At 63.2% G+C, this 18,423-nt stretch carries 17 protein-coding genes; all 17 read right to left on the reverse strand.

The annotated features are described in order from the left end of the window. Positions 1–15: 15 nt before the first annotated feature. Positions 16–1,191: a chorismate synthase gene (aroC, locus tag DW178_RS06690; RefSeq protein WP_118350243.1), complete on the reverse strand. Its 1,176-nt coding sequence runs from the start codon at positions 1,189–1,191 to the stop codon at positions 16–18. A 70-nt stretch (positions 1,192–1,261) separates the two neighbouring features. Next, positions 1,262–2,212, reverse strand: a complete 951-nt coding sequence (locus DW178_RS06695; protein ID WP_118350244.1) for a shikimate dehydrogenase family protein — start codon at positions 2,210–2,212, stop codon at positions 1,262–1,264. Positions 2,213–2,329: 117 nt separating this feature from the next. Continuing rightward, the gene (locus DW178_RS06700; RefSeq protein ID WP_118350245.1) at positions 2,330–2,896 is read right to left on the reverse strand and encodes a YqeG family HAD IIIA-type phosphatase; all 567 of its coding nucleotides are present in this window, start codon (positions 2,894–2,896) and stop codon (positions 2,330–2,332) included. Between the two features lie 8 nt (positions 2,897–2,904). Beyond that, positions 2,905–4,056 carry an endolytic transglycosylase MltG gene (gene mltG / locus DW178_RS06705; protein ID WP_118350246.1) on the reverse strand — a complete coding sequence of 384 codons (1,152 nt, stop codon included), beginning with the start codon at positions 4,054–4,056 and terminating at the stop codon, positions 2,905–2,907. Positions 4,057–4,061: 5 nt separating this feature from the next. Continuing rightward, entirely contained in the window at positions 4,062–4,484 is a 423-nt protein-coding gene (gene ruvX, locus DW178_RS06710; protein ID WP_114620522.1) for a Holliday junction resolvase RuvX, read from the reverse strand. 83 nt (positions 4,485–4,567) lie between these two features. Then, positions 4,568–7,201, reverse strand: coding sequence for an alanine--tRNA ligase (alaS, locus tag DW178_RS06715; protein ID WP_118350247.1), 2,634 nt, complete (start codon positions 7,199–7,201; stop codon positions 4,568–4,570). 49 nt (positions 7,202–7,250) lie between these two features. Continuing rightward, positions 7,251–8,528 (reverse strand): AI-2E family transporter, encoded by a 1,278-nt coding sequence (locus DW178_RS06720; protein ID WP_118350248.1) that lies wholly within the window; start codon positions 8,526–8,528, stop codon positions 7,251–7,253. A 12-nt stretch (positions 8,529–8,540) separates the two neighbouring features. Next, a complete protein-coding gene (locus DW178_RS06725; RefSeq protein WP_118350249.1) occupies positions 8,541–9,173 on the reverse strand; it encodes a DUF948 domain-containing protein in 633 nt (210 codons plus the stop codon). Between the two features lie 164 nt (positions 9,174–9,337). Then, a complete protein-coding gene (locus DW178_RS06730; RefSeq protein ID WP_118350250.1) occupies positions 9,338–10,792 on the reverse strand; it encodes a replication-associated recombination protein A in 1,455 nt (484 codons plus the stop codon). 401 nt (positions 10,793–11,193) lie between these two features. After that, the gene (locus DW178_RS06735) at positions 11,194–12,627 is read right to left on the reverse strand and encodes a sensor histidine kinase (RefSeq protein ID WP_118350251.1); all 1,434 of its coding nucleotides are present in this window, start codon (positions 12,625–12,627) and stop codon (positions 11,194–11,196) included. 11 nt (positions 12,628–12,638) lie between these two features. Then, complete coding sequence (locus DW178_RS06740; RefSeq protein WP_118350252.1) at positions 12,639–13,331, reverse strand: response regulator transcription factor; 693 nt, start codon at positions 13,329–13,331, stop codon at positions 12,639–12,641. Between the two features lie 12 nt (positions 13,332–13,343). Next, positions 13,344–14,054: a response regulator transcription factor gene (locus DW178_RS06745; RefSeq protein ID WP_118350253.1), complete on the reverse strand. Its 711-nt coding sequence runs from the start codon at positions 14,052–14,054 to the stop codon at positions 13,344–13,346. Positions 14,055–14,243: 189 nt separating this feature from the next. Beyond that, on the reverse strand, positions 14,244–14,924 hold the full coding sequence (locus DW178_RS06750) for a phosphate signaling complex PhoU family protein (protein WP_199669257.1): 681 nt from the start codon (positions 14,922–14,924) through the stop codon (positions 14,244–14,246). Further along, a complete protein-coding gene (gene pstB / locus DW178_RS06755; RefSeq protein WP_118350255.1) occupies positions 14,924–15,730 on the reverse strand; it encodes a phosphate ABC transporter ATP-binding protein PstB in 807 nt (268 codons plus the stop codon). Before pstB (DW178_RS06755) ends, DW178_RS06750 begins: the two co-directional genes overlap by 1 nt. Positions 15,731–15,734: 4 nt before the next feature. Continuing rightward, positions 15,735–16,559 carry a phosphate ABC transporter ATP-binding protein PstB gene (pstB, locus tag DW178_RS06760; protein ID WP_286168556.1) on the reverse strand — a complete coding sequence of 275 codons (825 nt, stop codon included), beginning with the start codon at positions 16,557–16,559 and terminating at the stop codon, positions 15,735–15,737. Continuing rightward, positions 16,556–17,473 carry a phosphate ABC transporter permease PstA gene (pstA, locus tag DW178_RS06765; RefSeq protein ID WP_286168557.1) on the reverse strand — a complete coding sequence of 306 codons (918 nt, stop codon included), beginning with the start codon at positions 17,471–17,473 and terminating at the stop codon, positions 16,556–16,558. Before pstA ends, pstB (DW178_RS06760) begins: the two co-directional genes overlap by 4 nt. Then, positions 17,466–18,383 (reverse strand): phosphate ABC transporter permease subunit PstC, encoded by a 918-nt coding sequence (gene pstC / locus DW178_RS06770; protein WP_118350256.1) that lies wholly within the window; start codon positions 18,381–18,383, stop codon positions 17,466–17,468. Before pstC ends, pstA begins: the two co-directional genes overlap by 8 nt. Between the last annotated feature and the right edge of the window lie 40 nt (positions 18,384–18,423).

An 18,423-nucleotide genomic window follows, 5' to 3' on the forward strand; every position in this document is an offset into this window, starting at 1 on the left:
TCCTGGCTGGCTGCTTTAACGAGATACGGTGTTCAAACGTTGCTTGTAGGCTTTGATGGCCGCTTTGATGTCGGCCATGTTGTCGGAGCCGAACTTGCGCATATAGGCATCGGCTATGGCGAAGGCGACCTCCCCTTCGGCGACCACCGCGCATGCCGGCACGGCGCACACGTCGCTTCGCTCCTTGGAGGCCTGGGTCACCTCGAGCGTGTCAAGGTCCACGGTCTGCAGCGGCTGCATGAGCGTGGGAATGGGCTTCATGGCCGCTGTGACCACCAGGGGCATGCCCGTGGTCATGCCGCCCTCAAGGCCGCCGGCGTTGTTAGACGCGCGCGTGAACTCGGCTTTCGCCCGATCGAGCAAAATGGGGTCGTGCACTTGCGAACCGGGCTTGCGGGCCGCTTCGAAGCCCATGCCGAACTCCACGCCCTTGATGGCGGGGATGCTGAACAGGGCGCCGCCGATGGTGGACGTCAGGCGCTCGGTGGGCACGGCATAGCCGCCCACGCCCGGCAAAAGACCACGCACGATCACGCGGAACGTTCCTCCCAGGCTGTCCTTGTTCTTGATGGCCCGGTCGATCTCACGCTTCATGGCCTCGCTGGCCTCCGCATCAGGGCAGCGGACTTCGCTTGTCTCGATCTCAAGCGGCGTATAGCGCGCCGCGTTCATGAACGGATCGTCCTCGCGCATGACGGCGCTTCCGATGCCGGTAACGTAGGAGAAGATCTCCACGCCAAGATCGGCAAGAAACTCGCGCGCGATGCCCGCCGCCGCAACACGCGGCGCAGTGGTGCGGGCGCTTGAGCGCTCGAGGATGTTGCGGCAGTCGTCGGTGTTCGTTTTCAACGCGCCCACCAGGTCCGCATGACCCGGACGAGGAGTCACCTCCCGAACCAGATCGAGCGGCGGCTCGCCGAAGGGGGCCATTCGATCGGTCCAGTTCGCCCAATCCCTATTTGCCACGAGCATGGCCACGGGGCTTCCGATGGTGCGCCCGAAGCGCACGCCGGAGATCACCTGCACCGTGTCATGTTCGATCTTCATGCGCCCGCCTCGGCCGTAACCCGCTTGGCGGCGCGCCAGATCGACGTTGATCTGCTCCTCGGATATCTTCAGGCCCGCCGGCACGTCCTCGACGATGGCGACCAGGCCCTGTCCGTGGCTCTCTCCTGCTGTGTAGTAGCGCATGCTGTTCTCTTTTCGTGCTAGTGCGCGGCCCGACCTTCGCGCCGCGCCGATACGGATGACTATGCTTCGATCACGCGCGCGGGCAATCGAACCCGGCGGCGTCTGCCATAAGGTTGAACAGCTCCGCTTCGGAATACGGTATCTTCACTTCCGCTACGTCGGACACGATGAGCGCCGAAGCAACCGCTTGCGCCACCAGCATGCCCCCGCCGTTGAAAGCCGCCTTGCAATCGGCTTGGAGGGCGTCGGCCACCAGCTTCGTACGCCCCGATGCGTACACCGCGTCCATAACCACCTGGCCCGGACGCAAAAGCCCCGTATCGAACGGAGCCGGGTCGTCGGGCTTCATGCCCACCGGGGTGGCGTTGATGACGATGTCCGCAGAGCCCAGCGCCCCCGTCGAGGTGGTATAGCTGCCGAACTTGAACGTCGGCTTCGTGTAAGCCTCACGGAAGCTGCGATGCCCCTCCTTCATGGCGGGGAAATCGATGGTGGCGTTGGCCAACCTGCCGAAACGTTCAAGATAGGCATCCAATACGCTCCGCGCGCGGTCCTTGTCGCGCGAGAGCAGCAAAAGCACGTCGGCGCCGGCGATAGCGCACGCGTGAAGGATGGAGAGGGCCGTAGGACCCGTTCCGCACACCACCACGCGCTTGCCCTTGAAGGTCACACCCGCAAGCTCCAGGAACTTGACGCATCCATCGCCATCGGTGTTGAAACCGATCAGCTGATCGTCCTTGCGGACGAGCACGTTGGCGCCTTGCGCCAGCTGCGCGCTAGCTGCTTTGCGCGTTGCAGCCTGGAAGGCCAGCGGCTTATAGGGAGTGGTGATGTTCACGGACAGGAAATCCCGCGCATCCAAAAAGGCGCGGGCATCGTCCAGCTCGGCGTAATCGGCAAGGGCATAGATCCAAGGCAGACCCAGCCTTTCGTATAACGCGTTGTACATTACCGGCGATTTCGAATGCGCGACCGGATGCCCCAGGATATAGAGGCGCTCGCCTTCGCTCTGCTCGGTCATGAAAGTCCTTCCTGGTCGATCAAGGGCCTGCAGGTTAGCAGGGATTTCATCATACCAATGCAGACTACTTTTGTAGGGGTTAATTCGACCGCAGCGCCCATCAAATGGGCGGATTCGCTACTTTTCCTGCGCGAGGGCGTTTTGGGCGGCGGATTTGCCGGCCGTGCTCGCTTGCGCCGGCTGAGGCGCGCCCTCGGGCACCACCCCGCCTAAGATGGCCTGCTCCACCATGCGCACGTACTTCGTATGGCGCAGGTCCTGCTCCGCCAGCGGCGCCAGCAGATACGCCGACATGCCGGCGTTGTGCGCGGCAAGCACGTCGGTCGATAGCTGATCGCCGACCATGACGGTCTCGCTGCGCTTCGCCCCCAGCATGGAGCACGCCGCGAACAGCGCCACGGGCAAGGGCTTCATGGCCTTGGCGATAATGGGCATGGATAGGCGATTCGCAAGTTCATGCACGTTTTTGTGCCAGTTGTTCGACACCAGGCAGAAGCTCACGCCTGCGTCTCTCGCCTGAGCAAGCCACAGGCCCACGTCTCGCGGGACGTCATGCGTTGCACGGGACAGGATGGTGTTGTCGATATCCAGCAAGACATAGCGGAACCCGCATGCAAGCAGGTCCCTTTCTATGTTGATATGCGATATGCGGGAGAAGTAGCGCTCCGGCTGCAAGTATGGCATGAATCCCCTTACGAGAACGCGGCCTGATGCTCGTCGTAGGTTTCGCTGAACGTGTACTTATCATTTTGGAAGTAGAAGAAGTAGTACTTGCCGAGCGCATCCTTATTAGGCGAACACACTGCCTGCAGGCACTCGATGGAAGGTGAGCAGATGGGCGTGGGCGGAAGCCCAGCGTTAGTGTAGGTGCTATACGGGCTGTTTGCATGCACCTCGTCCGCCGAGGGATCGTGTCCGACCTCGTAAGCGGTGGTGGCATCGCTTTGCAGGTAACCGTTGCTCGGCTCGCCCTTGGTGGTCAGACGATTGTAGAACACAGCCGCCACCTGAGCGCGCACCGTTTCGTCACCGCTGGATTCCTTCTCCACGATGGATGCCAGGTTGACGGTGTCATACACGGAAAGGCCCTGAGATTCGGGATAGGACCAGTCAAGCCCCGCCGTTTCGGTTTGGAACTGGGTGAGCATGGCGCGAATCAAGCTGTCGGCGGTAGCATCGGCGGCAACATCATAGGTTTTCGGGAACAGGAAGCCTTCAAGGCTGTTCGTGCCCGCAGACTTCAAGAAGCCGTAATCGCCCGCATACACGCTGGCATCCGATGCCGCCTGCTTGAAGGAATCGGCGCTGATGCGCCCGCTGGTGGCGCTTTCCACCGCCGAGGCGATCTCGGTCAGGCGATATCCTTCGGGAATGGTGAGCACGGCATCGGAAACCGGACCGTTGCGCAATGCGGAAATGATATCGTCGACCGTCGCACCGCCTGCAAAGGTGTAGGTGCCGGGCTTGAGGTCAGACCCCGCATCCAGGTCCTTCACGCGTTCGGTGAATTCCTTGGAAGACCCCACCAGCTTGGCATCCACCAGCGCGGAGCCTACGGTGTTGGCCGATGCGCCTTCGTTGACGGTGATGGTGGCCTGCTGGCCTTCCGCCAGAAGCTCGACCTTCGGCGACACGCAGCTGGCAACCGAGGAGCCGACGAACCACAGGATGCCGATGCCGAGAAGCGCCAGCACCGCAAGGAACACGTAATGTGGAACGTTGGATCGTTTGGGTTGGATATAACTGGTATCGTACGTGCGGAACAAACGGTCGCCGCGCGCATGCGCCGAGCGTGCCGCATGGTTCGGGCGGCGGGAATAGGTCACTTGCCTACGAGGGGACATTTACACTACCTTTCGCCTGCATGGCGGGCATCAAGCCACGCCTGAAGGAACACACTTGCTGCAATCATATCTATCTTGCCGCGCATATCGCGCTCCGACATGCCGCTTTCACGCAAACTGCGCTTCGCCTCCTGCGAGCTGAGACGCTCATCGGTGAACTCCACCGGCAAACCGGCAGCCTTTCCGATGCTTGCCGCGACACCGCGGATGCGGCCGGCCTGAGGCCCCTCCTCGCCCGAAAGCGTATACGGCAGGCCTGACAAGATAAGCTCCGGCTCCCAGTCCTCGAGCACGCGTTTCCAGCTTTTCGCATTGGAAAGGACCTCGTTTGCGGGAAGCACGCAAACAGGCGATGCCACGCGTTCGCGCGGGTCGCTGATGGCGACGCCGATGCGCGTCTGACCGATATCCAGTGCAAGAATCCTCATTGTCGACCTAACCTTACGCAACGAACGGATAAGAAAAACGCCCCGCAGCCAAGGGCGGCGGGGCGTGAAAGCTGCATCAAAAGCTACAGCAGCATCTTGCGAGCAGCCTCGAGCGCATCATCGATGCCCGCGGCGTTCTTGCCGCCGGCCTGCGCCATAGCCGGCTTGCCGCCGCCGCCGCCCTGCACGCAGGGGGCGATGGCCTTGATGATGGCACCGGCGTTGAAGCCGGCTTCGACCGCCTCGGGCGTGCCGGCTGCCATCAGCACGGCCTTGCCGTCCTTCTCGCCGATGAGCACGCATGCGCCGGGTTCCGCCATGCGAGCGGACAGGACATCCCAGCCGTTGCGAAGGCCGCCCGCATCGGCGATCTTCACACGGGAGATGACCACGGGGTAGCCGGCAGCGGACTTCACGGCAGAGCCCACGAGCTTGGTGATGTTGTCATCGGACACAATGCCCTTGGTCTGCTTGGCCTTCTTCTGGAACTCGCGCAGCTGCTTGACGTTGGCGGCGGTGCGCTCGGACACGTCGAACAGCGGCACGCGCAGCTCTTCGGCGGTTTCCTTCAGCTCTGCCTCGACCTTGTTGATGTAGTCAAGGGCGCCGAAGCTGGTGACGGCCTCGATGCGGCGCACGTTAGCGCCCACGCTGGTTTCGGACGTGATCTTCATGATGCCGATCTCAGCCGTGTTGGCGACATGGCAGCCGCCGCACAGCTCGCGGGAGAACCCGCCGCACTCCACGACGCGCACCTGATCGCCGTACTTCTCGCCGAACAGGGCGGTGACGCCGCTTTCGCGGGCCGCGTCAAGCGAGGTCTCGTAAATGTTGGTGGGCGTTGCGGACATGATGAACTCGTTGGCAACGCGCTCGACCTGCGCCAGCTGCTCGGCCGTAACCGCGGCGAAATGCGTGAAGTCGAAGCGCAAGCGGTCGGGACCCACGTAGCTGCCGGCCTGGGAGACATGCTCGCCGAGGACCTGACGCAGCGCGGCGTGCAGGATATGCGTGGCGGTATGGTTGCGCGTGACGCGTGCACGACGATCCGCATCCACGGAAGCCGTGACGGCAGCGCCCTGGGAAAGAGCGCCCTCGAGCACCTTCACCACATGGCAGACGAGGCCCTTCTCAGGGGCCTTCGTGTCGACGACCTGAACCTTGACGCCCTCGGCCTCGATGACGCCCGTGTCTCCCACTTCGCCGCCCATCTCAGCATAGAACGGGGTCACGTCCAAGACCGCTTCGCCGGTCTGACCGGCCTGCAGCTCGCTCACGCGCTTGCCGTCGGCGATAAGCGCGCTGACCGTAGCCTGGGCGGAAAGCTCCTGATAGCCGACGAACCTCGTGGCGCCGAGCTCCTTGAGCAGCTCGGCGTGGATGCCGCCGTACGTGGACCAGGCCGCCTCGGCGTCCTTGACGTTGGCCGCACGGGCGCGATCGCGCTGCGCCTCCATGCAACGCTCAAAGCCCTCCATGTCCACGACGACGCCGCGCTCCTCGCACAGCTCGCGCGTGATGTCCACGGGGAAGCCGTAGGTGTCATGCAGCGTGAACGCCTGCTCGCCGGGAAGCGTGGCGCCCTCGAGCTTATCGAGGGACTCGGACAGGAACGCGCGGCCCTGGCGAAGGTTGGCGCCGAAGCGCTCCTCCTCGGACAAGATGATGCCGCGGATGAGCTCGCGGTTGTCGATGACCTCGGGGTACACGCTGCCCATGAGCTTGACCAGCTCGTCGACGTACTCGTTGAGGAACGGCTTGTCCAGGCCCAGCATATGGCCCTTCATGACGGCGCGGCGCAGCAGGCGGCGCAGCACGTAGCCGCGACCCTCGTTGGAGGGCAGAATGCCGTCGGCGATCATGAACGTGACCGAGCGGCTGTGGTCGGCCATGATGCGCAGGCACAGGTCGGCGGCCTCGTCCTTGCCGTACTCGACGCCGGCCAAGCGCTCGCCCACGCCGACCAGGCTGCGAAGCACGTCGGTGTCGTAGTTGTTTGTAACGCCCTGCATGATGGCCGCCATGCGCTCAAGGCCCATGCCGGTATCGATGTTCTTGGTCTTAAGCGGGGCCAGCGTGCCATCTTCCTGGCCGTCGTACTGGGTGAACACGCAGTTCCAGTACTCCAGGAAGCGGTCGCAATCGCAGCCCGGCTTGCAGTCGGGGCTGCCGCAACCCACCTCGGGGCCCTGATCGAAGTAGATCTCGGAGCACGGGCCGCACGGGCCGGTAGGCCCGGCGCGCCAGAAGTTATCATCCTCGCCCAAACGGGAGATGTGGTCTTCGGCCACGCCGAGCGACTTCCAAATCTCGATGGTCTCGTCGTCGTTCTCGAACACGGTGAAGTACAGCTTATCCTTCGGAAGGCCGAGCACCTCCGTGGAGAACTCGAAGGCCCATGCGCACATCTCGCGCTTGAAGTAGCAGCCGAAGCTGAAGTTGCCCAGCATCTCGAAGAACGACAGGTGGCGAGCATCGCCGATATTGTCGATGTCGTTGGTGCGCACGCACTTCTGCACCGTAGTGGTGCCGATATATGCGGGGTCGAGCTCCTTCTGGTGCAGGAAGTAGGGCTTGAACTGCACCATGCCCGCGCTAGTGAGCAGCAGCGAGGGGTCATCGGGGATGAGAGAGGAGGACGGCATGCGTTTGCAGCCCTTGCTCTCGAAGAACTTCAAGTACTTCTCGCGGATCTCCGCGCTAGTCATGTACTCCATGTGCCTGTCTTTCTAACTATGCCTTGCCATAAATCGGCGCGCGTGCGCCCTATTGCCGATCGCCGTCGCGACGTTGCTCTTTGCCGCGGCCCACCTTCGGAAGGGAGAAGCCCGTCGAAGCGTCCGGATGAGGGGACGTTGCATCGGCGATGGGGTCGAGCGATCCGTCGGATCGAGGCGTGCCCTGGAAGAACACGCCATCCTCGGCAACCAGCTGGCGCCCGGTTTGCTTCTCGAAATAATACACGAAAACAGACTTCATAACCGCCACGGCGGGAATAGAGGCCAGCATGCCCACAAGCGAGCCGGTGAACCCGCTCATGGCCCCGCCGATCGCGCTGCCCGCAACCAAGGCGATAAGGGTGAGCGCCGGATGGATGTCCACCGATGACGCCATGATCTTCGGAGAGACGAACGTATACACCACCTGCTGGATGATGATGGTGCCCACAAGCGCCACCAACGCGATCCACGGGCTGACGAACACGCCCACAAGCGCCGCCAGCGCACCGCCGAGCCACGGGCCCACGATGGGGATGATGTTCAAGATGCCAGCGATGATGCCGAGCGCGGCGTAATTGGGAATGCCCGAGACGGCGAACAGCACGCCGCACGCCACCCCGATGACGCCGCACTGGATAAGCGTGCCCTTGATATAGCCGCCCATAACGCGCGTGAACGTGACGTGCAGCATATCCATGGTCTCGCGATGGGAAGGGCCTGCCAATCGCATGGTCTCGCGACCGAGCGCGGGAAGCTCGATGAGGATCCAAAACGCTATGACCAGGGCGAAGCCCACCGCTATGCCCGTGTTCACCACGCCGGCACCGATGGCGACCACGCCCGTGGCGCTCTGTCGCGCCACATCGGACGCCGCTGAGCCCATAGAGGACAAGGCCTCGTTCATATAGGCTTGCACCGTGTTGTTCTGGAACACATCGGAATAGCGAGCGTACACGCCGTTGGCCCAGCCCATGAAGTCGTTGATGTAGCCGGGGATGCTCTGCACCAGGTCAGTGAACTGCTCACCGAAGCCGAACGCCGGGGAGAGCATAAGGAAGCTGACGATCGCCAGCACGGCGAACATGAGCAGATAGGCGATGCCCGTTCCCGCCGGGCGCGGCACGCCCTTGGATTCCAGCTTGTTCACCGTGCCGCGCAGGCAGAACACGATGATCAGCGTCCAAAGCAAGATGCCGATCGGGACGCTGAGGATGTTGACGAGGTAGACCGCTGCGCCTGTGAGCAGGATGGCGCCTACCGCGGTCCATACCATGAGGAACCGTCGGCGCGCCTTCTCCATCGCGACATCGGGATTGGTGGCCATGGATACCAGCTCCTAGCGCTCCTGGGAGGAATCGTTGCCCTGGGGAGCATACGTGAAGTACGCAGGCTGCTCAGGCCGGTCATCAGGCTGGACCTGCTGGGGCGCATCGTCGTCGTTTGCCTGGGCCTTGGAGGGGGTGCCGCCCTGCGCATCGTCGCCCTCGTCCGGCGCGCCTGCCAATGCTGCGGCTTGGGCCTTCGCCTTCGCCTCGCCAAGAGCGACCGATTCATCGCTGGCATGCTTGGACTTGAGCTTCTCGCGAACCTTGGAGGTGACGTTGTTCATGATCTCCATGGGAGCGTTCGTGGCGGCCTCGACCACGCCCACCGCATTCGAGGCGGAGTCGGTGATGTCGCTGACATCCTCCAAGATCTGATCGAGGCGCATAATCTCGAGATTCGCCGCATCCACGGTCAAGGACACGCGATCGACGAGCGGATCGACCTTGTCCATAGCGGGCTCGAGCGATTTCGTGATGCGTTGCACGCTTTCAAGCGTCGGGTCAAGTTGCTCCTTCATTTTGTCGACCGTGGTGCGCGTTTTGCGCACGGTGATGACAAGCTCGATCACGAACCACACCAAAGCCACGCCGAGCACCACGTACACGATAGGCAAAACCACGCCCATAACTTCGCCGAAATCCACCAGACGCCTCCTTCATATATCCATATACGCCGCCAACTATAGCATGCGGTCTTGGATTCTACCCCGCCGACGCATGCGTTTACACCCGCCGTTCATAGCGGTTGCAATGCGGTTACCTTCGAAAAGACGTGGGGTTTTGCCTTGCGCTCCTTAAGAAGAAGCGCCTAACGGGCACCCGTTTCCTCGCCTTCGGAAGCATCCCGCGCGCCCGGTTTCTTCCGCCCGCTGCGCACACCGTTCGCCTCGACATCGACCGACCCGCCCTTCGGCAGCTCGGCCCCATGATGGACCCCCGCCGCCGCATGGGGAGCCTGCGCCCGATCGCGCGCCGCGGCATCTACGCGATACGACTCCCAACCGCGCTCGGAGGGATGATAGAAGCAGCCGCGCTCAAGCCCTTCCGGCAAGTAGCGTTGATCGACCCAGCCTGCAGGATAATCGTGCGGGTATTTGTACGCGCCGTAATGCTCGGAGCCGGGGCGGTGCCTGTCGCGAAGATAGTCGGGGACATCGCGCTTGGGCCCGTTTCGCACTTCCGCCAAGGCAGCATCGATACCCGCCTCGCACGCGTTGCTTTTCGGCGCAAGAGCGATATAGGTTGCCGCCTGCGCCAAGTTGATGCGGCATTCGGGATACCCGATGACCTCCGCTGATTTGAACGCGGCCGCGGCCACCAGCAATGCCTGAGGATCGGCGTTGCCCACGTCCTCGGACGCGTGGATAAGCATACGGCGCGCGATGTATTTGGGGTCCTCTCCCCCATCGATCATACGGGCGAGCCAATACAGCGCCGCATCGGGATCGGAACCGCGCATGGACTTGATGAAGGCGGATATGATGTCGTAATGCATATCCTTGTTCTTGTCATACGGCAATGCGCGATGCGGCGTAGCGCTTTCCACCTGCGCCTTCGTGATAACGGCAGGGTTCTCGCGCGTGCCGGGCTGCTGCATGCCCGCCGCAAGCTCGAGGGTGGTAAGCGATGCGCGGCCATCGCCGCCCGCCAAGAGCACGATAGCGCTGCGAGCAGCCGGGTCGAGCGTATACAAGCCGTCCAGCCCGCGAGGGTCGGCAACGGCCCGGTCGACCAGCTGCGCCACATCGCCGTCGGAAAGCCCCTTGAGACCGACCACGCGCGAGCGGCTGATAAGGGCGGAGTTCACCTCGAAAAACGGGTTCTCAGTGGTGGCTCCCACCAGCACCACGGTGCGGTTCTCCACCGCATGAAGAAGCGCATCCTGCTGACTGCGATTGAATCGATGGATCTCGTCCACAAACAGGATGGTACGCGAGCCGTTGAGCGCCAAGCGCTTCTCGGCGGCGTCGATTTCCCGGCGCAGGTCGGATACGGTGCCGCCGATGGCCGACACCTCCACGAACGTGGCCTTCGTGGATTCGGCGATGACGTGAGCGATGGAGGTTTTGCCGGTTCCCGCCGGGCCGTAGAGGATGACCGAGCTGACGTTGTCCTGCTCGATGGCCGCACGCAACCAGCTGCCCGGGCCCACGGCATCCTGCTGCCCCACCACATCTTCCAGCGTTCGCGGGCGCATGCGCACCGCCAGCGGCGCCACCTGCTGCTTGCGTTCGTTCTCCATTGCCGTGAATAGCGTGTCCATGACCACCCCTGCCTGTTGATTGGCAAACCATGATAGCACGCGAACGTTTGTTTGCCTAGAGAAAAATGGGGCGTCTCGCTCAGCTCGAAAAGCAACGGCTTGCTTACACCTGCTTCACCGATTCTGTCAAGACTTTACTTTGCCTTGAGGTCCCATATACTCGATATCAGGTTCCACCCTTGTCGCCGTACTTTTTGCGATGGACCGATGCTATTTCCGAGGGAGCTCAAGATAGCAAGTGAAACGGAGATTCGCGCCCGTTGGCACGAAAGCCGGGAAGCAAGCTGCGAGCACCCACCTTGTTGAGGTGGGTTCATCCTTCCGGCCGGGGGTGGGACTTTTTTCATGCCCGAATCCGGCCCGCCCCGCCATCACACCCGCAATCATCTTGCGAAAAGCAGTTACGCCGCAGGCAGCCTGAGCACGAACGTGGTGCCCTCGCCTTGCGCCCCTTCCACGCAGATCGTGCCGTGGTGGTATTGCACCGCATGCTTGACGATGGCAAGCCCCAGGCCCGTGCCGCCTGTTTCCTTCGAACGGCTTTTATCCAGACGGAAGAATCGCTCGAACACCTTTTCGCGCATCTCCTCGGGAATGCCCGCCCCGGTATCGCTCACGCGCACCGTGACCACCGATTCGGGGTCCGGCTCCGCCCCTGCCGCACGCAGCGCCTCCAAAACCTCCTCGGACGCAGCGCCCTGCGACACGCGCACCGACACGCTTCCGCCGGCATGGTTGTAGCGCACCGCGTTTTCGATAAGGTTGTACAGCATCTCCTCGGCAAGCGTCTCGCTACCGTTGATATGGGTGGACCCGCCCTTCACGGAGATGGATACGCCCTCGTCAGCGGCGAACGACTCCAAGCGTCCGGCCATCCGTCGGGCAACGGACGTCACGTCGATGGGCCGCTCCTCGCGCGCGAACGCGCTCTCGTCGAGCTTCGAAAGCGTGAGCACGTCGTTGATAAGGCCGCGCATCGCCTGCGCCTCGTCGTAGATAAGGCCGGCGAACTTCTGCCGGTCCTCAGGCAGCACCATGTCGTTCTTCATAAGCTCGGCATAGCCCGATATCACCTGCAGCGGCGTCTTCATCTCGTGGCTAACGTTGCTGGAGAAGTCGCGGCGCATGCTTTCCGCTTCGGCAAGCTCCTTGTTCTGCTTCTTGAGCTGCGTCTGCTGATCGTCGATGCGCTGAAGAAGGGGCACCATTTCCCCGTAGATGTCGTTTTCCAAAGGTTCCGCCATGTCAAGGGCGTCGATAGGCTTCATGATGTGGCGCGTGAGCAGCCGGGACAGCAAGAATACCAATCCGGCGACGACCACGAGCGCGAACAGCGTTGGCACGAGCATCTCGCCCAAGAAGGCGAACAGGGAATGACGGGTTTCAGACAAGCGGACGATGCGCCCATCGGAGAGCTTCTCAGCGGCATACACCGTATCGGTGCCCAAGGTTTCCGAATAGCGCATGCTCACCGCCTCGCCCGTGCGCGCGGCCTTGCTGACCTCGGGACGGGAGGCGTGGTTATCCATCTGGCCGGCGTCTGCCTGGCTATCGTAGAGCACCAGGCCGTTTTCGCTGATAAGCGTGTAGCGGGTGATACCGCTGAACTGCTGGGACAAGACGGTGGCCACATCGGCGGCCGGGGCCTCGTCAAGGGCCGTCGCCGCCCGGCTGGCTTCCTGGACCAGGGCCTGCTCGGCATCATGCTCGTAGGAGTAATAGAAGATGCTGACCATCACCGCGGAAAAGGCCAAAAGAATCCCCAGGGAAAACGCCAAAACGGTGGTGAAGATGCGGCCGGCAAGGCTTTTAACGTGATCGGGCGAAGGGCTCATGCGGCAAACCTCTATTCCGGCTGTCTGATGCTGTAACCCACGCCGCGCACGGTTTTGATGCAGGCATCGGCACCCGGGCATGCGGCGGAAAGCTTCTGGCGCAGCGTTTGGATATGCACGTCGACAGTGCGCGTCTCGCCCACGAACGTCATGCCCCATACGTCCTCGAGCAGCTGACCGCGCGACAGCACGCGCCCGACGTTGCGAAGCAGTGCGCGCAGCAGGTCGAACTCCTTGAGCGTGAGCTCGACGGGGATGCCGCCTGCGGAAACGGTGTGCTCGAGCACGCGCAGCTCGATGGGCCCGCACTCCAGCACATCGCCGGCGGGCGCGGTTGGCGCCGCGGCGCGGCGCAAGAGCGCGTTCACGCGGCTGACCAGCTCCATCATGCCGAAGGGTTTGGCCAGGTAATCGTCGGCGCCCGCATCAAGGCCGCTGACCTTGTCGAACTCGGTGCCTTTCGCCGTGAGCATCATGACGGGAAGGAACTTGGTGGCCGGGTCCTCGCGCAGGCGGCGGAGAACCTCGAGTCCGTCGATCTCGGGCAACATGATGTCGAGCAACACCAAGTCGGGAAGCGATTCTCGGCAAGCATCGAAGAAGTCGCCGGCATGGGCGAAGCCCGCTGCCTCAAGGCCCGCCTGCTTGAGCGCGTACACCGTCAAATCGCGGATATTCGTGTCGTCTTCCAAGTAGTAGATCATGCTTGCACCTCGTTATTCCACAACCGAATCGTCTGGACGCGGGCCCGCCAGGCGATAGCCGACCCCACGCACCGTCTCCACGGCATCGGCATGCTCGCCGAGCTTTTGCCGAAGCGTGAGCACGTGCATGTCGACCGTGCGGCTGCCGCCGCCGAAATCCCAGCCCCACACGTTTTGCAGGAGCTTCTCGCGCGACAGCACGGCGCCGGGATGGCGCATCATATACGCCAGCAAATCGAATTCGCGCATGGTAAGCGCCACGGGCGCCCCGTCGACGAGCAGCTCACGCGCCTGGAAATCCAGGGAAAGGGCGCCCAGGCTCAGAACGTCCTCGCAACGGCCGCCTCCCCAATCGGGAGCACGGCGCAGCATAGCGCGCACGCGGCTCACCATCTCCATCATACCGAAAGGCTTCGTGATGTACTCGTCGGCCCCGGCATCCAACGCCCGCACGATGTCCAGCTCCGAGTTTTTAGCCGTGACCATCATAACGGGCACGCGAGAAAGCTTGCCGGGCGTGCTGCGGATGCGCTTGAGGATTTCCAGGCCATCGACGTCGGGAAGCATGATGTCCAAAACCACCACATCCGGGATGCTTTTGGCGCATGCGGCGCGAAACGCCGCATCATCGGGCTGCCCTTCGGCCTGGATGCCCGACTGCGTCAAGGCGTAAAGCACCAGCTGACGGATGTTCTCATCATCCTCGACATAGTAGACAGTCAACCCTCAAGCACCCCTTCCACAGCCGAAGCGCCGGGCGCGACGCGAACCCTGCGCCCCGCTGCCGCGGTGCTCGGGGATCGGACAGCCCACCGGGCTGTCCGACATAGTAGACAGCCAACCCTCAAGCACCCCTTCCACAGCCGAAGCGCCGGGCGCGACGCGAACCCTGCGCCCCGCTGCCGCGGCGCGCTACCCTTCGGCGTTTTCCTTACCCGCAGAGTTTAGCGTATGCTCGCCCGTTGCGCGGAAAACGGCCCAGCTTGCGATGCGCTCGGCATCGTCGCCCATGCGCTCGAAGTACTTCGCCACCATGAGCAGCTCCGGCAGATGGCTGGCGCCCTGCGTCTCGCTGCGAATCAGATCGACCACCACCTGCTCGCAGCGGTCGTACAGCTCGTCCACCTCGTCGTCCATGGCGAACACGCGCTGGGCAAGCGCGGCATCTGCCTGGGAGAACGCCTTCGTGGCAAGCGAGACCATGTTCGACACCTTGTCGGTGGCCTCGGCGAACTCGCTCTGCAGGCGAGAGATGGCCTTCGGCGTAAGCTGCTGGGAGAGGTACGCAGCGTCGCGCGTCATCTCGTCGATATGCGCCAAGTCGCTGACCAGGCGAAACGCGCCGGTCACTTCCCGCAGATCATCGGCCACCAGCGGTTGCTGCATGAGCATGATGTCAAGGCAGCCGTCCTCGATGGCCTCGCGCAGCCTGCGCGCCGCCTTGCTACCGGAAAGCACGCTTTCGGCGGCATCGGCGTCGCCGGCAAGCGCCCGGCCCAAGGCCCGAACATCGAGCACCGTCTTCTCGGACAGCTGATTAACCAGCGCCCCCAGCTCCTCCAGCTTGTTGATATAACGGGTACGGGTCTTCATCAGCTGAACCTTCCTGTCAGGTAGTCTTTCGTCTTCTGCTGCACGGGGCTGCCGAACAGCTGCTTGGTCGGCCCGGATTCCACCAGCTCTCCCAGGTAGAAGAAGGCTGTCTTGTCGGCCACGCGCGTGGCCTGCTGCATGTTATGCGTGACCACCACCACGGTTCGCTCACGGGCAAGCTGCACCATCAGCTCCTCGACGAGCGCCGTTGAGATGGGGTCAAGGGCGCTCGTGGGCTCATCCATGAGCAATATCTCGGGCTGCGTGGCCAAAGCGCGCGCGATGCACAGGCGCTGCTGCTGGCCACCGGAAAGCCCCAGGCCCGATTGGCCCAGCTTATCGCGCACCTCGTCCCACAGGCCGGCATCGCGCAGGCACCTCTCCACCAGCTCGTCGGCCTCGGCGCGCCCGAGCCTGCGCATGCGGCGCGGTCCGTACAGGATGTTGTCGCGGATGGACATGGGAAACGGGTTGGGGTGCTGGAACACCATGCCCACCCTCACGCGCAGCTCGTTGGCATCGCCGCTGAAGATGTCGCGCCCTGCCACCTCGATGACGCCTTCGGTGCGCACGGTGGGAACGAAGTCGCACATGCGGTTGAAGGTACGCAGCAGCGTTGACTTGCCGCAGCCGGAAGGCCCGATGAACGCGGTGGCGCGGTTCTTCGGGATGTCGAGCGTAACCCCCTTAAGCGCCTGGAAATCGCCGTACCACAGGTTGAAATCGCGGATGGAGATCATGGGCTCGTCGACCTGGGCACCCGCATCGCGCACCACCGCGCCCTGCTCGTTTTTGAAATCGGTCATATGATCAGCCGAACCTTCCCGTCAGATAGTCTTGCAAACGTTTATCCTTCGGCTGGCTGAACAGGCGCTTGGTGGGGCCGGTCTCCACCATATCGCCCACGTAGAAAAACGCCGTGTTGTCGGAAACGCGCGTCGCCTGCTCCATGTTGTGCGTCACGATGATGGCGCAGATGCCCGACTCGGCGATGGAGCGGATGGTCTCCTCCACCGTGAAGGTGGAGATGGGGTCAAGCGCGCTGCATGGCTCGTCGAACAGCACCACGTCGGGATGCATGGCAAGCGTGCGGGCGATGCACAGGCGCTGCTGCTGGCCGCCGGAAAGGGCATAGGCGCTTTCGTCGAGCTTGTCGCGCACCTCGTCCCATAGCGCGCCGGCGCGCAGGCTCTGCTCCACCAGCGCATCGCAATCCTCCTTGCCGTTCACCAAACCGTGACGCTTGGGGGCGAACAGGATGTTGTCGCGGATGGACTTGCGGAACGGCGTAGGCTGCTGGAACACCATGCCGATGGATTTGCGCAGCTCGAACAGATTCTCCTTGCGCGTGTTGATGTTGCGGCCGTGGTAGAGCACCTCGCCGCCGATCTTGCACTTGGGGATCTCGCGATTCATAAGGTTGAGGCAGCGCAGAAACGTGGACTTGCCGCAACCGGACGGGCCGATCAGCGCCGTCACCTGCCCCGCTGCGAAGTCGAGCGACGTGGGATGCAGGGCCTCGTTGCTCCCGTAGCATACGGTCAGATCGCGCGTGCTCAGAAGCTCGCCGCCGGCAGGCCGACCGCTCCCCACCTGGGGCACCTCAGCGCCTATCATTTCGTTTTCCCTGCTCATTCGCTGGTCAGCCTCCTTTCCAGATACTTGCCGATCACGCGTGCCAGGATGTTGAACGCCAGGATGCACACCATGAGCACCGCCGCGGTGCCGTTGGAGATGGCCGCCAGGTCGGGCACGACGCCCTCGCTGTTGATCTTCCAGATATGCACCGCCAAGGTCTCGGCCGGGCGAAACACGTTCCACGGGCACGACGGGCTGGAGAAGTCCAGGCACGTGAAGTCGAGCACCGGGGCGGACTGGCCCGCCGTGAAGATCAGCGCCGCGGCCTCGCCGAACACGCGGCCCGCGGAGAGCACCACGCCGGTGACGATGGCGGGCATGGCGGCGGGAAGCAGCACGTGGATGGTGGTTTCCCAACGCGTCAGACCCATCGCAAGGCCCGCATCGCGCTGGCTGCGCGGCACGTCCTCGAGCGCCTGCTGGATGACGCGCACCAGGATGGGGATGTTGAACATGGTCAGCGCCACCGCACCGGCGATGATGGAGAAGCCCCAGCCCATGTACAGCACGAAGAACAAGAAGCCGAACAGGCCCACGACCACCGACGGCAAACTGGACAGCGTCTCGATGGCGGTCTTGGCAACCGCCGTGGCCGCGTTGTCGGGCGCATACTGCGACAGGAAGATGGCCGCGCCCAGGGAAAGCGGCACGCTGATGAGCAGCGTGAGGACCAGAAGGTAGAAGCTGTTGAACAGCTCGGGGCCGATGCCGCCGCCTTCCTTGAACTGCTGGGGCTTACCGGTGAGGAAGTTCAGATCGAACAGCTTCGGCGCGCCCGCCACCAGGATGTAGATCACGATGGCTGCGAGCATGAGCATGACGAAGGCGGCGATGCCCACGAGCACGCCGGTGGCGATGCGGTCCTGCCGGTTGATGCGGCGCACGTGCGCCGACATATCGAAGTTAGTCACGTTTCGCCGCCCCCTTGTGCCCGATGAGGTGGATGATCATGATGAACACGAGCGACATGGCCAACAGCAGCAGGGCCAGCGACCACAGCACGTCGTTGTGCACTGTGCCCATGGCCTCGTTGCCCATGCCCATGGTCAGCACGCTGGTCAGCGTGGAAGCGGGCGTGAACAAGCCGGAAGGCATCTGGATGGCGTTGCCGACGACCATCTGCACCGCCAATGCCTCGCCGAAGGCGCGCGTCATGCCCAGGATGACCGCCGTCATCAGCGACGGCGCAGCGCTTTTGAGCACCACGTTCCAAATGGTCTGCCAACGCGTGCATCCCAGCGCATAGCTGCCCTCGCGATACTCGTGCGGCACGGCGGCCAACGCGTCGATGGACAGGCTGGTGATGGTCGGCAAGATCATGATGGCAAGCACCACGGCGCTCGAGAAGATGCCGAAACCGGTGATGGTCTGGCCCATGGCGGCAGCCGCATCGCGCACCCAGGCCACGATGACCGTCAAGCCGATAAGGCCGTAAACCACCGACGGGATGCCCACCAAAAGCTCCAAAAGCGGCTGGAACACGCGACGGCCGAAACGCGGGGCCACCTCCACCACGAAGATGGCGCTGCCGAACGCGATGGGCAGCGCGAACAACGTCGACAGCAACGTGACGGAGAACGAGCCCGCGATCATGGGAAGCGCGCCCACCGTGGGCATGCCGCTCGCGTCCTCCTGATGCGGGTTCCACGTGGTTCCCGTCAAAAACGAACCGAGGTCGATGCCGTCGGCGGTAAACGTTGCGATACCGCGTCCGGCGACCATGGCGACAAGCGTGACGACAAGAAGCGCCACGAGCGCGATGCACGCGCCCGTGGCGCCCTGACCGACCCGCTCGACGCGTGCTTTCGCCATCAAGGCCATATGCGCGCGTCTCCTTTCGAAACTCGTTGACTCGATGCGG

The sequence above is a fragment of the Eggerthella sp. AM16-19 genome, from assembly GCF_003474385.1.
Taxonomy (GTDB): Bacteria; Actinomycetota; Coriobacteriia; order Coriobacteriales; family Eggerthellaceae; genus Senegalimassilia.